Source organism: Flavobacterium sp. AK-301, from assembly GCF_058310215.1.
The window spans coordinates 336499-353301 of sequence record NZ_JBZEES010000001.1; the positions used below are offsets into that span (position 1 = coordinate 336499).

The 16803-nt window shown below is 36.7% G+C and carries 15 protein-coding genes; 4 read left to right on the forward strand and 11 right to left on the reverse strand.

Translation table 11 applies throughout. The features are described 5' to 3' along the window. Positions 1-194 precede the first annotated feature (194 nt). From folE to lgt, 4 genes are all read left to right on the forward strand, one after another. Entirely contained in the window at positions 195-866 is a 672-nt protein-coding gene (gene folE, locus AC4FQX_RS01560; RefSeq protein WP_491165904.1) for a GTP cyclohydrolase I FolE, read from the forward strand. Between the two features lie 85 nt (positions 867-951). After that, entirely contained in the window at positions 952-2433 is a 1482-nt protein-coding gene (gene cysS / locus AC4FQX_RS01565; protein ID WP_491165905.1) for a cysteine--tRNA ligase, read from the forward strand. A gap of 30 nt (positions 2434-2463) precedes the next feature. Beyond that, positions 2464-2706, forward strand: a complete 243-nt coding sequence (yidD, locus tag AC4FQX_RS01570) for a membrane protein insertion efficiency factor YidD (protein WP_491165906.1) — start codon at positions 2464-2466, stop codon at positions 2704-2706. 70 nt (positions 2707-2776) lie between these two features. After that, positions 2777-3733 carry a prolipoprotein diacylglyceryl transferase gene (gene lgt / locus AC4FQX_RS01575; protein ID WP_491165907.1) on the forward strand — a complete coding sequence of 319 codons (957 nt, stop codon included), beginning with the start codon at positions 2777-2779 and terminating at the stop codon, positions 3731-3733. 104 nt (positions 3734-3837) lie between these two features. On the opposite strand, the gene imm40 is transcribed toward lgt, so the two are convergent. From imm40 to AC4FQX_RS01630, 11 genes are all read right to left on the reverse strand, one after another. Continuing rightward, positions 3838-4206 (reverse strand): Imm40 family immunity protein, encoded by a 369-nt coding sequence (gene imm40 / locus AC4FQX_RS01580; protein WP_491165908.1) that lies wholly within the window; start codon positions 4204-4206, stop codon positions 3838-3840. After that, a complete protein-coding gene (locus AC4FQX_RS01585) occupies positions 4206-4451 on the reverse strand; it encodes a hypothetical protein (protein WP_491165909.1) in 246 nt (81 codons plus the stop codon). The genes imm40 and AC4FQX_RS01585 overlap by 1 nt, the downstream gene beginning before the upstream one ends. Before the next feature lie 199 nt (positions 4452-4650). Continuing rightward, entirely contained in the window at positions 4651-5055 is a 405-nt protein-coding gene (locus tag AC4FQX_RS01590) for a hypothetical protein (RefSeq protein ID WP_491165910.1), read from the reverse strand. Positions 5056-5493: 438 nt separating this feature from the next. Further along, complete coding sequence (locus AC4FQX_RS01595; RefSeq protein WP_491165911.1) at positions 5494-5958, reverse strand: hypothetical protein; 465 nt, start codon at positions 5956-5958, stop codon at positions 5494-5496. Between the two features lie 3 nt (positions 5959-5961). Continuing rightward, complete coding sequence (locus tag AC4FQX_RS01600; RefSeq protein WP_491165912.1) at positions 5962-6819, reverse strand: hypothetical protein; 858 nt, start codon at positions 6817-6819, stop codon at positions 5962-5964. Positions 6820-6920: 101 nt separating this feature from the next. Further along, the gene (locus tag AC4FQX_RS01605; protein WP_491165913.1) at positions 6921-7568 is read right to left on the reverse strand and encodes a hypothetical protein; all 648 of its coding nucleotides are present in this window, start codon (positions 7566-7568) and stop codon (positions 6921-6923) included. A gap of 6 nt (positions 7569-7574) precedes the next feature. Further along, positions 7575-8468 (reverse strand): hypothetical protein, encoded by an 894-nt coding sequence (locus tag AC4FQX_RS01610; RefSeq protein WP_491165914.1) that lies wholly within the window; start codon positions 8466-8468, stop codon positions 7575-7577. Between the two features lie 74 nt (positions 8469-8542). After that, positions 8543-8968 (reverse strand): WapI family immunity protein, encoded by a 426-nt coding sequence (locus tag AC4FQX_RS01615; RefSeq protein WP_491165915.1) that lies wholly within the window; start codon positions 8966-8968, stop codon positions 8543-8545. 8 nt (positions 8969-8976) lie between these two features. After that, the gene (locus AC4FQX_RS01620) at positions 8977-9237 is read right to left on the reverse strand and encodes a DUF4258 domain-containing protein (protein ID WP_491165916.1); all 261 of its coding nucleotides are present in this window, start codon (positions 9235-9237) and stop codon (positions 8977-8979) included. A 275-nt stretch (positions 9238-9512) separates the two neighbouring features. Next, positions 9513-9944, reverse strand: coding sequence for a hypothetical protein (locus tag AC4FQX_RS01625; RefSeq protein WP_491165917.1), 432 nt, complete (start codon positions 9942-9944; stop codon positions 9513-9515). Between the two features lie 6 nt (positions 9945-9950). Continuing rightward, positions 9951-16676: an RHS repeat-associated core domain-containing protein gene (locus AC4FQX_RS01630; protein ID WP_491165918.1), complete on the reverse strand. Its 6726-nt coding sequence runs from the start codon at positions 16674-16676 to the stop codon at positions 9951-9953. Positions 16677-16803 lie beyond the last annotated feature (127 nt).

Here is a 16803-nt window from a genome sequence, read left to right on the forward strand (position 1 = left end):
CACCGCTTTTTAAATTCTAAAACGGGTACAGAATAAATTCCACTTTAAAACGAAGCTTAACATTTAAAAAAGTTATCTTTATAAGAAATAAAAGCTATCTTTTTCTTAAATCCAACAGGTATATACCTACTTTTTGGTTTTATTAATTATCTTTGCTTTTCTAAATTTTAACACTAAAAATAACACTAATCTCGATGATAAATAACAACGATTTTTCGGATGAAATTGGAGATGACCATATTGGTACAAGTGCCTATACACCTTTAAGAAAAGATGCTTTTGATATTACTGACGAGCAAAAGATAGAATCCATAAAAAAGGATATGGAAAAAATACTTACTACACTCGGTTTAGACCTTACAGACGACAGTTTAAAAGGAACTCCGAATCGTGTAGCAAAAATGTTTGTAAAAGAGATATTCGGAGGATTAAATCCTAACAAAAGACCCAGTGCATCAACATTTGAAAACAAATACAGATATAATGAAATGCTGGTTGAAAAAAACATCACTGTTTATTCGACCTGTGAACACCATTTGCTACCAATTGTAGGACGTGCACATGTTGCTTACATTTCTAATGGTAATGTAATCGGTCTGTCCAAAATGAACCGAATTGTTGATTATTATGCTAAAAGACCTCAAGTACAGGAACGTCTGACCATTCAGATCGTACAGGAGCTTCAAAAAGCTTTAAATACTCAGGATGTTGCCTGCGTTATAGATGCTAAACATTTATGCGTTAACTCCAGAGGTATCCGCGATATCGAAAGCAGTACTGTTACTGCAGAATTTGGAGGGAAATTCAAAAATGAAAATGTTAAAAAAGAGTTTTTAGACTATATCAAACTAGATACCCAGTTTTAATACAATATATTGATTTGTTTCTTATCTCGCATAGCTTTATTTTTATGGGTTTACAAAGAAACAATCATTAAACAATTTAAATAAGATGCCTTTATACCAACATCAGATATTAAAATTATACAATTCTCTAACCGGAGAAAAAGAAGTTTTTACACCTATCCATGAAGGAAATGTTGGAATGTATGTCTGTGGACCTACCGTTTACAGCAATGTCCACTTAGGAAATGTCAGAACTTTTATGTCTTTTGATTTGATATTCAGATATTTAAAACATCTGGAATATAAAGTGCGTTATGTCCGAAATATTACAGACGTAGGACACATTGTTGATGATGTAGATGAGGGAGAAGATAAGATTGCTAAAAAAGCCCGTCTGGAACAATTAGAACCAATGGAAGTCGTACAGCGTTATACCGTAGATTTTCATCAGATACTGGAGCTGTTCAATACCATTCCTCCAAGCATTGAACCGACAGCTACAGGACATATTATTGAACAAATTAATATCATCAAAAAGATCATAGATAATGGTTTTGCTTATGAAGTAGACGGATCTGTTTATTTTGATATTGCAAAATTCAATGAAAAACACCATTACGGAGTACTCAGCGGACGAAATATCGATGAAATGCTTGCTAATACCCGTGAACTTGCAGGACAATCCGAAAAAAGAAATCCACAAGACTTTGCTCTCTGGAAAAAAGCAGAGCCACAACATATTATGCGTTGGCCTTCTCCATGGAGTGACGGTTTCCCCGGATGGCACTTAGAATGTACAGCAATGAGTACAAAATACTTAGGAAATAAGTTCGATATTCATGGCGGCGGAATGGATTTAAAATTCCCACATCATGAATGTGAAATTGCTCAGAATGAAGCTTGTACAGGTCATGCACCGGTTAACTACTGGATGCACGCAAATATGCTGACTCTGAACGGGAAAAAAATGTCAAAATCTACAGGAAATAATATTCTGCCAAAGGAGATCTTTACCGGAAATAATGACATCTTAAGCAAAGCTTTTTCTCCTTCTGTAACCCGTTTTTTTATGTTACAGGCACATTACAGAAGTATTCTGGATTTCTCTAACGATGCAATTGTAGCTGCCGAAAAAGGATTTAACCGATTAATGGAAGCGATAGACAGTAGCACTGATATCATTGCAGGCTCTTCCTCTACTATAGATATTGCAGACTGGAAACAGTCCTGTTATGATGCTATGAACGATGATTTTAATAGCCCTATACTAATCGCTCAGCTTTTTGAAGCGGTTAAGTATATTAACCTGTTAAAAGAAAATAAGGAAACATTAACAGCGGAAGATCTGAAAACATTACAAAACACATTAAACATATTTGTTTTTGATGTTCTGGGTCTTGTAAATGAAAAAAGCGTCAATAACAACAATGATAAGATTGAAGGTATAGTAGAAATGCTTATCGGAATGCGAGATGAAGCCAGAGCAAATAAAAACTTTGCTCTTTCTGACCAAATAAGAAATCAGTTGATTCTATTGGGAATTCAGTTGAAAGATGGTAAGGATGGAACTACTTTCTCTATTAATTAAGTAATTCTTTTAGATCTTAATTGAAACTATATGCTCAAAAAAATTCTCATATTCCCATTTGTAGTTTTAGTCCGGTTCTATCAGGTTGCCATTTCACCGTTTACACCCGCAGCATGCAGATATTCTCCTACCTGTTCCCATTATGCAATAGAAGCATTACAGAAACACGGATTATTTAGAGGAAGCTGGCTTGCAGTTAAAAGAATATTCAGTTGCCATCCCTGGGGTGGTAGCGGTTATGATCCAGTTCCTGAAAAGAAAACAAAATATTAACTACTTTTTATACTATCCGTTTTAATCCTATATCTATTTTTACGGAAAATAAAAACAATTACAGATTATTATGACACATGCTTTAAATATTGTTTGGAATCCTTCAGAAGGGATTGATCTAGGTTTTTTTGTTATTCGATATTACAGTTTAATGTTTGTTGTCGCCTTTAGTTTAGGGTGGTTCATCATGAAAAAAATATTCGAAAGGGAAAATGTTCCCATCGAAAAACTGGATTCTCTATTTATCTATTCTGTTGTAGCCACACTTATCGGAGCACGTTTAGGTCATGTGTTTTTCTATGACTGGGAGTATTTTCAACATCATTTACTGGAAATATTCCTCCCAATAAAAGAAACTCCGGGAGCAACATTATTTGGTTTTATTCAAGGATGGGAATTTACCGGATTTGCAGGATTAGCAAGTCATGGAGCTGCTATAGCAATCATAATAACAATGTACTATTACAGTAAAAAAATACTAAGAAAGCCTCTGTTATGGATTCTTGACAGAATTGTAATCCCGGTATCCAGTGGAGCTATTTTCGTACGATTTGGAAACTTTTTTAATTCTGAAATTGTCGGAAATCCTACTGATTCCGCATTTGGAATAAAATTTGTTCAGGATGCTTTTTCAAAAAATGAAGCTGTAAAACTAACTCAGATACCTAACCCAAAGGAAGCTTATAATGCTATTGCCACAAATCCGCAGTTTGCCGATCTGTTAAATGCTGTTCCGATAAAACATCCGGCTCAGTTATATGAAGCTTTAGGTTATTTTTTCGTTTTTATTATCCTGTTCTATATGTACTGGAAAACAGACGCAAGAAAGAAAAGTGGCTATCTTTTCGGAGTATTCCTGGTTCTGTTGTGGACGGTTCGTTTTATAGTAGAGTTTGTAAAAGAAAGTCAAGGCGGATTTGAAGGTGAAAATCCTATTCTGCTTACCGGACAATGGTTAAGTATTCCTTTTATCATTGTAGGGCTTTATTTCATTTACAGAGCCAATAAAAAAGGAGCCACAGTTTAAAGAATCTATCTGTTTTATCCTATAAATAAAAAATCCTTATCAAAATCTGATAAGGATTTTTTATTTTGATATATCCGAGCGATCAGAGTTACAGGACAAGACACCTATTCTATTACAAAAACTATGTAACATTTCTTTTTAAGCTTCTCTGCTATTTTACTGGCGTTAATAATACTTTCTTCCGCTATATCATAACTTTTCAGATAGTCCTTCCTTTCATAGTCATCCGTTGTCAAATACCAATTTAAAACATGATATTCCTGTCCCCAAAGTTGATATGCATAAATAAGTTTGTTGTTCTCTTCTGAAAGAATATCACCTCCTAAAATAATTGCTTCAGTATCTTTTATCAATTTCAATGCTTGTAAAGCATCTTCTACTGTTAAAGCAATCTCATTACTTCCTGGATTGATTTCTGACAAGAATCTTCCTTTTTCTCTTATATAATTTAAATAGTTAGATATTTTATTCATTATTTTACTTTAAAGTATCTGTGATTAATATTACCATTAGAATCCTTAATAAACTCAAACGTTCCTATTTTACCTCTATAACTTCCTGACATTTCTAGCCATTGATAAGTTTTACCATCAGCTCCACTTTTAATGGATAATTGACCAAACTTATTTGCAAAACCATCAACACTCTTAGGAAATCCGTGAAACAAATCATCTGTATTATTCCCCCGCTGGCGCGAGCATCTTGCTCGTGACCACATAATAAAATAAACTAAAACATTAAGAACTAGGACACGAGCAAGATGCTCGCGCCAGCAGGGGTTTAACGCCTCAAAATATAAAAAACTAAAATTAAAACACGGGCTTTTCCAAGTTGTATTTGATATTCAACAATGATTTTACATTGTCATGTGATTTCAGGACAAGACAACAACTAAAATTAATCGTTACGAATACAAATTAAAAATCTAAACGATCAGATAATTCCTTTTCTAATTCTATCTTTCGTCTAAAATAAACAGACATTGCTTCTTCATCTCGTTCTAACAATTTATTAAAAAATTCTTCTTCATTACAAAGCTCATTAAAACCAATTAAATTTTGATAATCTGTATAATCATTTTCAAGATTAATCTTTACAAACCAATTTTTGGGCAACTCATTATTTATCGTCTCAAAAATTTGATACGGAAACCAGCCTGGGCGACCGCTTTCATCAACTAAAAAATATAAGCTATTTGAGTATTTAAATGTCAAAATACCCATTACTAAATATTCCTTACTTATCTCAAGACCATAATCAAAATTATCAGGAATACCACTAGGTAAACTTGATGGATCATTATATTTACAAACTACTTTCATAATTATCTTCCTCCTATAAATTTAAAATCATCCGTAGCTTTAATAACTCCTTTTTTCCACAAAGCATTGTAATGAATTTCTACTCCATGAGCTGTTTTATTCGACATTTTACTCCAACCGTTCCAACGTCCTGAGGTATCTTTCCCCCCGCTGGCGCGAGCATCTTGCTCGTGACCACATAAAACTATTTTCTAGAATTATACATAGGGCACGAGCAAGATGCTCGTGACAGCAGGAAGTAAATATTTCCTTTTTGTTTCTCTTTTGTGTAAACCTATTTCTATACAACTCCTATTTTATATCGTTGAGAATAAAGTCTTTGAAAACAGATTATTTAATGCCTCAAAATATAAAAAATTAAAATTGAGGCTTTTCAAAGTTGTATTGGATATTCAACAATGTTTTACATTGTCATGTGATTTCAGGACAAGACACAGTTTACAAATCCGAACGATCGGGTAATTCCTTTTCTAATTCTATTTCTAATTCTATTTTTCGCCTAAAGTAAATCTGTTGCGTCTCTTTCTTCATTTCTACAATAAGATTTTCGTACGCTTTTTTATCAGAGCATAATTCAGGATAACCAAAAACAATCTGTACAAAAGGATAAATATCCTCGTCTTTGTCTATTATTCTAAAACACCAATTTGAACCCAATTTATCATTTGAAATCTCAAACAACTGACAAGGATAGGTCGCAATAAATCCATTATCATCTATTAAATAGGCTTGATAGGTTTGAAAAATTATCAACCCCATTACTAAATATTCCTTACCAACATCTATTCCATAGTCTGTAATTTCAGATGCTCCAAATCTTCCAAAAACTTCTTTATTGATAATTGGCTGATATTCATAGGAACGTAAACTTGCTCCTGTATTATTGATACAAAGTACTTTCATAAATCAATTAAATTTAAAGTCATCTACATATTTAAGAGTACCATTTTCAAATTTACCTACATAGTGTATCACTGTTTTACTACCATCTAAACCTGTATGTACATATTGCATTTTGCTCCAACCTGACCAACGTATATCTTTCAAATTTTGCAGAATAATCTTTCCTGAAGCTGGATTTGACATAGCTTCTCTCATCGCCATTTGCTCTGTAAGATTCGCTGCTGCTGTGCGACCTGTCAAACCTAACCCTAAAGGTTTAAGCCCTCCGCTTGCAATAGATTTCCCATTAAACCCATTAATCCCATTAGCTTGAGCACGTGCATAAGCACTACCAGCTCCTGCTATTGTTCCTGTTGCCACTCCCGAAACAAAACCTTTACCACCTGCTTTTAAAGCCTCATTAAAACTACCTCCTTGTGCTAAAGACAAAGAAAAATTCAATACACCTCCAGTAGTTCCACCACCTAATCCTCCGACCATAAAACCATTAAGAACCGGACTGCTTATATTCATAGAACCAACCATAACACTGATTCCTTTGCCTACATATTGTCCTATAGCACCACCGACAAGACTTGTAGCAGCACCCATAACAATTCCTTGTACCGGATCTGTACCGGACAACCAAGCATTAGTACCGCCTACAATCGCTCCTCCTGCTACCCAACCTGCCGGTCCATAAAGGGCTAATGTTCCGGCAGCAGCTCCAGAGCCAAAAGCGGCAGCTCCTTTACCTATGATCTCCCATGCATTACCCTTTATATTCCCTTGAAAAATATTAATCGTTAAATTAACAGTACCACCAATAGCTGCGGCAATCAAATCATCAATTCCAAGCCACTCCCCCGCTGGCGCGAGCATCTTGCTCGTGACCACATAAAACTATTTCCTAGAGTTAAAATAAACTAAAACATTACGAACCAGGACACGAGCAAGATGCTCGCGCCAGCAGGGGGAATTTGTTATTTAATTAATTCTTTATATTTAGGCGGTAACCATTGTTTTATTTTTGCTTGTTCTTCTTCAGACTTCTTAAACTGCTCTCTAAAAATCGTTGAATATTCAGGTTTGAAACCTATTATATCAAGAGGGTATTCATAATCATTAGCCGAATATTTACCCCACTTTCCACTTGATCCAAAAACAAAGTATTCTTTATACATTGATTCTATAAAAGTAGAAGACACAAAGTTACCATTTGTTAATTCTTCCCAAGAAATATTTGCAGGAAAACATAATTTAAATGCAGGTTCTTGAAGGTTACCTCCAAAAGTATTTTCTATAACTACAAAATATTTATCCCCTATAATATGCATACATTTTTGAAGACTTTCAAAATCTTCTTTAATAAATAAACATCCACCACCTATAATCGATAATTCAAATTGATCTGAGAAAATCAAAGAGGGCAATCCAATATTTTGATTAATAAAAATTTTATTTTGTATTTCTTTCCATTTAGAATTGTAATTAGATTGTGATAGCCAATATTTTTTCAAATACTTTTCTCCTATCAAACGATTACCCCATTCTGTAGGAGAAGTTAATCTAGAAAACCATCCTGAACCTTCTAGAGAATAATATTCAATAATTTTTTGATATTCCTTCATATTTTTTCATTGATTAACTCTTATTTTATATAACTGTCCTTTTCTATTAAAATTAATAGTAAAACCATTTTTAAAAGAATTGTGAGTTCCAATGTTTGTCCCATCATTTAATAAAAATCTTCCATTAGAAAGAGGTTTTGCTCCTTGTTTTATAGTATTAAATATGGCATTTCCATTTCCCTTAATTTCTCCATGAAAAGCACCTTGTTTAGTTAAAGACAATTCAGTGTTTTCTAGCATACTTTCTATACTATTAAACTGATTAAGTAGCTTTGTTCCTCCACTATTAGTAGACATTCCTGTTGATTCAGCCTGGCTTGTTGTAGCTTTTTGATACTCTACTTTACCTTTTTCAATAGCAGTATCAACATTACCGGCAATAACTGAAACACTAGGTTTATTAGGCGTCCCAAACCAAAGACCTGAACCACTCGCTCTAGCAGCAGCTGCACCAGAAAGACCTCCTCCTATACCTCCAAGAGCGATATTTAAACCTAAACCTTCATCCCAATCTCTACCAGAAATTATATTCGAAAACCCTCCTAGAGTAGCATTAATAGTACTTCCGGACAACATCCCCGGAATAATACCTACTGCTCCTACAGCCGCACTGGCATAAGCTCCGGCTACTCCAAAAACAGCTCCCGTAACTGCTCCGGTAAGTCCTGATACTAAGGACTCTCCTAAACTACCTCCATTGAGTGCCGTACCTAATGCTCCTCCTACAAATCCTCCTCCGGCTCCTACCCATGCCGCAGCAACAAATGGAGTAGCGGTACCCAACGAAGCTGCAATTACAACTCCGGTTACAACAACCGCTGTAATGGTAACTACTGTTTTCCAGTTATTTCCCCACCAACTCTCCCCGCTCGGATCGGTATACAGTAGCGGATTATTCAATACATAACCATACCGATTAAAATTCTGCGTATCGGAAGGGGGATTTCAGGACAAGACAGATCAGATCTTTTATTTTAAGGTGTTCCAATTATAGGATACATTGAAAGAACATTTTGTAGTTCTATATTAAAATTTTCCACTATTTGATTATCAGTCACAAAATTAAATTCTAAAACACATTTTGTTAATTCTGTTGCTATCAACTTTCCTTCTACAAGAATATTTCCAGATGTTTTTTTTGAAAACCTTAGCTCAACACCTTCTTCTAAAGTAATAAGCTTAGCGTAATTCGATTTATTATCAAGTAAATCAAACAATTCATCTGAACATCTTTTTAAATCATCTGTTCTAAAATTACACTCATAATCCACTACGAAACCCGGGAAATTACCTTTAACTGAAGTATAAAGCCAATTCTCTTCCCAGAAATCATTTGAACCTGAAGTTATATTTGTTAATATTTCTAATTCTAAATATCCTATATCTCCTTTTAATATCATAACCTAATTTATTGCCAAATAACGCTTATGACGTCACCTGATTTATTTGTAATAATTTTCAAATTATCTCTATAATAAACAGATGTACCTGATGTATTTCCTGGTACTACTCCTGCTGGATTTTGAATGACATCTAAAACAGAAGTAGGAGAGATTATACCTCTATTTTGCATTTGATCAAGGGCATGACCTGTAAATTTAGTTCCATTTATTGTTGCAGGCTCATTTCGAGTAATTCCTTTTGTGAATTCCCCCGCTGGCGCGAGCATCTTGCTCGTGACCACATAAAACTATTTTCTAGAATTATACATAGGGCACGAGCAAGATGCTCGTGACAGCAGGAAGTAAATATTTCCTTTTTGTTTCTCTTTTGTGTAAACCTATTTCTATACAACTCCTATTTTATATCGTTGAGAATAAAGTCTTTGAAAACAGATTATTTAATGCCTCAAAATATAAAAAATTAAAATTGAGGCTTTTCAAAGTTGTATTGGATATTCAACAATGTTTTACATTGTCATGTGATTTCAGGACAAGACAGCCATCAGGGTCTTTGAAAACTTATGATAATCTCTTCAAACAACTTATATTTCAACTCTACTAAATTTAATTTTTCATCAATAACTATTAAATCATTTGACTTAAAAAAATCTAAAAGCTTTATTAAAATAATTTCATAATTAGATGTAAAATCAATCCTAAAACTAACCGATAATATGACTTCATTTTTATCAAACAACACCTCTAATCGATTAGAATTCTCCTCTCCAAACAATATAATGTTTTTTGACCATGAGATACTTAAGGGTAGTATTTCATTTATTAGATTAAACATAGAATAGTGTATCTTATATTTACTCCAAATCAATTCATCATTAAAATAACCATCCTCATCTAATTCAAAACTATTATTTTTTGTTAATTTACCTAAATAATCTTTCGGCAACACGAAAAACCCTATTTGATTTAATGACATAGTAAATTAGTTATTAGGTTTGTAATATTTCCACCAACCAGGTTGTTTACCTTCTAAAATTAGATTATAATTATTCTGATATCCTCTAAAAGGAAGCTTAACTTCAATTGTAGGGACACTTTTAATATTTAAAGCTTTAGCCGCAAAATATCGATGATGTCCATCAACAATATTATTTAGTCCATTTTCTTTGACAATTGAAATAGGTTCTAGAATACCATTTGTTTTAATATCATTAACTAAATTTGTCATTTGTGTTTTAGATTTTGTTATATACTGTGTAGGTGATAAATCACTAGTTGCTGTACTCGCCATACCCGTAGATTCAGCCTGGCTTGTTGTAGCTTTTTGATACTCTAATTTACCTTTTTCAATAGCTCCATTAACATTTCCTGCAACAACTGAAACAGTAGGCTTATTAGGCGTACCAAACCAAAGACCCGAACCACTGGCTTTAGCTGCTGCCAAACCCGAAATCCCTCCTCCTATACCTCCAAGGGCTATATTTAAACCTAAACCTTCATTCCAATCTCTACCAGAAATTATATTCGAAAACCCTCCTAAAGTAGCATTAATAGTACTTCCGGACAACATCCCCGGAATAATGCCTACTGCTCCTACAGCCGCACTGGCATAAGCTCCGGCTACTCCAAAAACAGCTCCCGTAACTGCTCCGGTAAGTCCTGATACTAAGGACTCTCCTAAACTACCTCCATTGAGTGCCGTACCTAATGCTCCTCCTACAAATCCTCCTCCGGCTCCTACCCATGCCGCAGCAACAAATGGAGTAGCGGTACCCAACGAAGCTGCAATTACAACTCCGGTTACAACAACCGCTGTAATGGTAACTACCGTTTTCCAGTTATTTTTCCACCAACTTTCCCCGCTTGGATCAATATACATCAGCGGATTATTCAATACATAAGAATACCGATTAAAATTCTGCGTATCGGAAGGATCCTGTATAAAATTATCGGGTTGCAGGAAACGATGTACTTTAGGATCGTATAAACGACCGTTCATATGTATCAGTCCTACACTTTGCAAATGTTCGTGTCCGGTATACCCTCGATCCAGTATACTGAATCCGGCTAATGTTCTGCCGGCTCCATCCTGTACTTTTGTTACGACTCCCCAGGCATCAAAATGACGCTTCTCTACAACTGCTCCTACCTGATCGGTAATTGCCAGAATACTGCCCTGAACATCCCGATGCAGATAGTAATAATCACTCTTAGCTCCGTCACTTTTTAAAATAACGGGGGCACTATACCCGTCTCCACCTATAAAGATAACAATTTCTGTATTTCCGGTAACGATATTTTCTTTTATTTCTACACTGCCGTCATAGGAATAATGTTTGCGCTGACTTCGGTGTCCGGGATCGGCTTCGAGTCCGCCGTAGAAACTACTACTGCGCTGTCCGAAAGCATTGTGTTTAAAACTGATCTTATCGACTCCGGTTTCTTCGATATGTACGGGACTTTTAAAGGTATTATAGGTAATATTCAGCTGTCTTAAATCGGTTTGGGAGTTGGCTGTTTTTCGGATTTGTAAATCATCAAACCAGACATTGCCGGTTCCTATAAGGTCGGGGCGAAGTCGGATCTTTTTGATAGAAGCGGGTATACTAATGGTCTGGGTCAGATAGACCCATTGATTTTTTACTGTTGTATTAACGGATGAAACCTGGGTGAAATAACCGGTTTCTCCTTCTTTATACATAAATAACGTAAGCTGAGCGGTAGGACTGTCACTATACACCCAGCCGGAAAACGTATATTGGGTGGCTACAGAATTATCAATTGCGGTTAGCTTATCTGAAAGTACATAATTAACCTGTATCACTGAAGCGGGTGTAGTAGTCAGTTTTAAAGCATATTTTCCGGTATGGGCTCTTGTAGTATCATAGACTATATTTTTTGCGTCAATAGCCGGTCCCATCCAGTCGATTCGCTCCTCCATACTATCGTTATAAATCCCTTCTCTATTCGCATAATAGGCTAATGCTTCGGGGGTAAGGTTGACTCCGGTATTCTGATAGGCTTTTGCGGTATTGGCATATTCATAGGTTCCGATACTATTTTCAGTTATTCTTCCTTTTTGGTCGTAGGTTTGTTGTTCCTGAATGCCTTGTGCATTGGTAAAATGGGTTAAGCGATTCAGATGATCGTACTGAAAGGTTTCTTTTTTATTGAATAAACTGTTGGTTCTACTGTTCAGGGTTCCTTTTAACGGATTAAACGAGTTGGTCAACTGCATAACAGTTCCCGGTGTTGCTCCGGTTCGGTCGTGTTGCATTCTGGTTACAAAACCATAGGCATCATAGGTATTGGTGATCGCAACGCCATTGCCTAAGGTAGCTTTTTCGAGTTGTCCCCGGGCATTGGTCATATCGGTTTGCCAAAGCACCTGATTGGTATCATTATCGAGTATCTGCCAGTGGTAACCATTTTTATAGGTGTTTTTAACCCATTTTGAAACGGTTTTGGCATTTCTTAAATTGGTGGCGCCGCTGTATTCTTTTTCTACTCTGCCAAAGGCATCGTAGGTATTGTTTTTCTGGAAACGGGCAAAAGGGGTTTGTTCTATGGTTTGAACTAAACGCTGATATGCATCATAACTATAGGTATAGGTAGACGTTTCTCCGCTACCTACAAAATGTAATTTCGTTAGCAATTTAGTAGTAGGATCATAGGTATAGGTCATCACCATATAATCTTCTTTTATGGTTTTGCTCGTTACTTTGCCTGTTGCATCGAGTATAAAAGAGGTGGTGCCTTTTGGGGTGGTTTCTTTTAGCATTTCACCGAGTGCATTATACTGATAGGTATAGGTACCTGCGGAAGGATCGGTTAGCTTGGTCTTTCTGCCCCAGCCGTCTTGTTCTTGTGTGATAACGGTCTGATCGTATGTGGTGGTTCGGGCTGTTCCATTGGCATAATAGGTATAATCGATGGTTCCTCCGGGATCGGTAACGGAAACAATATTGCCTATGGCGTCTTTTACGGTGGTGTTGGTTTTTACACCATCATCAACGGTTACTTGTAACGGGGCATAGGTTATTTTAGTCACTCTTCCTGTGGCGGCAACGGATTCTGTTGGTCTACCGTAAATATCATATTGGGTTGTAGTCCAGAGAGAACCGGCGGAGCCAAAATAGGGTTCGCTTTCTTTAATGACTTTGTCGTCAATATTATATTGGTAACTTTTATAGGCCCATTTACCTTCTGCATTTTTTACACCGGTCTGAATCGTTCTTCCTAATGCGTCGGAAACGGTAGTGCTTTCGCTTCCGTCATCTGCTTTTTCGGTAATGGTAAACTGTCCGTTGGTTTTAGTATAAGTTGTATAAGCGCTTTTTCCTAAATAATCGGTACGGCGAACCATTTTGCCCCAACTATCATAGAAATACTGTGTGGTCAGTCCATAGGGATTGGTTTCTTTGGTCAACAGACCGGTAGCGGGCTGATATTCGAATTGGGTTTCGAGTCCTTCGATATCTTTACTCTTTACTAAAAAACGTCCGCTCAAATCGTATTGATACTGACTAATTCTTGGGGTTATACCGGTGGCACTAATCGTTTTTTTGGTAATATTCCCAAAAACATCAAATTCATTGTTCTCGGTAATAAAATCGGTTTGATGCCCTTTCTTTTTGATCTGGGTTACTAAGCCGGAAGCGGTATAACTATACTGTTCTTCTCCGGTTCGGGTATCTCCATAGGCGGTAACGCTTTGTTTCTTGGTTATGGGTCTGCCGATACTATAGGAAGTACCTGCAGGCTGATTGCTATAGGTGATTTCGGTTACGGCGGTTTGCTGTACGGCAGTGCCTTGTTTTACTACGATGGTGGCTTTAACGGGATGGTTGTAAATGTCGTATTCTGTGGTGGTCAGGGAACGGGTGTTATTGATCCCGTCCCACTGTTCTGCAACAGTATTTTTTATTTTATATACCTTATTAGGAAGTAATTCTGCCTGATAACTCAATATGGATTTTGAGATAAAGGAAGCAGGGGTGTTCCAAAAAGACCAGTTTTTTTCTGTTGTTGTAAAATTCTCTGTAACGGCACCTCTTAAAGCGGGATTTTGTTTACTGACCGTATATATTTTTGAACCACCGGACGGATCATACCGGTTGGTTCTCTGTAAAGCTCGAAATCCTAAAAAACCCAGTCCCTGAACATTGGAAACGGCTCCGTAATAGTTAAAATCTTGCTGTTGGGTCAATAAACCACTCTTTTGTTTCAGTTGTAGTACCACTTTTAAACCGGGTGCCATTTCGATATCTATATTAGGATAGCTTTCTGTATAGGTGGAAGGCACATAATAGGGTTCATAGGGATCATTTACCAACGGATGATAGGTAATGCTTTGGGTTACCTGATTGCCATTATTGACGACTTTTCGAAGTAAAACATCTTCTCGGGTATCTTTTTCATTTTTAAAATGTAAAATACGGTCTTTACTAACTAATGCATATTCTAAATTATGATTGATCTTATCATTGGTTATAAATACGGGAATGGGATGTTTGCGAATATTAGCAACTTGTAAAGGGGTTTTTGTTGCTTTTTCGAAAAAAGAAATGGTATTGGGATTTGCTGTTTTATTTTCAAATAATCGCATTGCTGTAAACACCGGGTTTCCATCTTCGTGCATGTTATTTCTCTGCCCTTTGATGGTAAGTACTTGCTGAAATAAAATGTCTGTTGTACCGTCTCCGTTAAAATCTCCGGGAATATAAGAGGCTTCTTTTAAACAATAGGGGTAATAAACGGAACCATCTGGTTTTTTTACGGCATAATATCCTGAAATACTCGCATCATAACGAACTCCTATTGTTCCATTCTTTTTAACGAATGAGGTTCCTGCTGAAAAATAAAAATTCCAGCTGTCCTGACCTGCTTGTTGTGGTACAACAAAGTCTGTTTTTCCGTCTCCATTAAAATCGCCTAATAAAATGGGTTTGTCCAGAGTAATTGCGGGATCAACGATATAACATATATATTCTAAAGAGTTCCCGCTATTTAAAGTAAATACATCTACTCTTCCTTTTTCAAATACTAAAAAATCGGATTTCCCGTCACCATTAACATCGGCAACCATAATCTTACTGTCTTTTGAAACGGCAATATTGCCAATATAGCTTACATAATTGGTGGTTAAACGTCGGTCCAGATTAACGAAATAACATACTCCGGAACCTCCTTTATTGGTAATGGCTATTATATCGGTAAGCCCGTCTCCATTAAAGTCACCACTGATATATCTTCGCTCTAGACCATTTTCATTGATAAAGGTGTATTCTTTTTTATCCTGAAAATAAATGGGGTTGACGGTTCCTGTGCAATAGGTACTAAAATCTGCTGTATTACCAGTCTCTTTCACTACGGTCCAACCTTGATAGGGCATTAATTTGGCAGCGTGATTCAGCCAGGAAACGGGAAAGATTTCTTTAAATTCCCCTATATTATGGGTCCAGCCAATATTGGAACTTCCATTCTGAATATCGGTATACAGCCAGTATTTGGTTTTAGCGGCATCTCCTGTAGTAGGATAGAGTATAAAATCCATTTTTCCTTTGCCTGCAAAATCTCCGGAGATCATTGCTGAATTCAAAGAATTGGTATTGGTAAGATCTATAGTGGAAGTGGTATCATTTATAAAATCGGAGGTGGAAGTATCGTCATATTCAAAAGTAAGGGGGCTATAACGTTCACTACCGTTACCGCTACTTTCCAGAAAACGAATCAGCCTTTCGTATCCTACTGAGGTAGTATTATGGGTGAGACTATAATTTCTATAACCGATACCATCGCCTATTACTTTGATCTCGCTTAAAATGGTATTTCTGAAATACGGAACTCCGCCTACGTAGGCATGCTGGGTATTGGTTCTGGGTTTATAAATAAACCGAATTTCATTAATGGGCTTGCTTGTATCTGTACCTCCGTATTGAATACTGGAAATACTGATTACATTATCGGTATAAACATAGGTATAATCGATTCGGACGCCTTGTGGATTCTGCCAGAAACTGATCGCGTAGTCTGTGGGGGTATAGGAATAAGTGGTGTTTCCATACTGAGCGAAGGAACCGTCGGGATAGTATACGGTAAAGTAAGCGGGACCATAATTGGCTCCGAAAGGGGAAACACCATGGGACGTGATTTTTATATTGGAGAAATTCTCGGTCTGATATTCGGCTCCGTCCTGACCGTAAACACCGCTTTTTAAAAGTAAGCGCTGTCCGTCAAAGGCAAAACGATCGGATGGGGAATAGTTTACGGGGGCTATTGTGTTATCATGAAAAGTGGTAGGGGAAATTCGGGTAATAACGGATACTCCGCTTATATTCCAACCATAACCTGCCAGTCCGTTTCCTCCTTGACTACTATAGGATAAACTGACGGACGGTGCTACGCCATTGATTCCGGGAGCAACGGCAATGGGAATATCATAAACGGCTGCTCCGGTTAGGGATACGGATAACTGCCCTTCGGTTACGCCAAATTCGGAGGAACCGCCGGGATAACCGGAATCGCTCCTTTTTACTGCTTCTTGTGGAATTGCTTCTTGTTGTGGAACTGTATCTGAAGTATGCTGAACGAAATCGGTTCGCGAAATTGGGGTGACTCCTTCTACAGGAATTCCTCCTATATTAATATCCTGTGCCTGACTTATAAACGAAATTAGAAAAAGAAATAGATAGTAATGTTGTTGCATGTGCGGTTGGTTGTTGGTTGCTGGTTGCTGGTTGCTGGTTGTTGGTTGTTGGTTGTTGGTTGCTGGTTGTTAGTGAGCACTGAGACTGTGAACTGTATACTGTGAACTGTGAACTGAAAACTGAGAC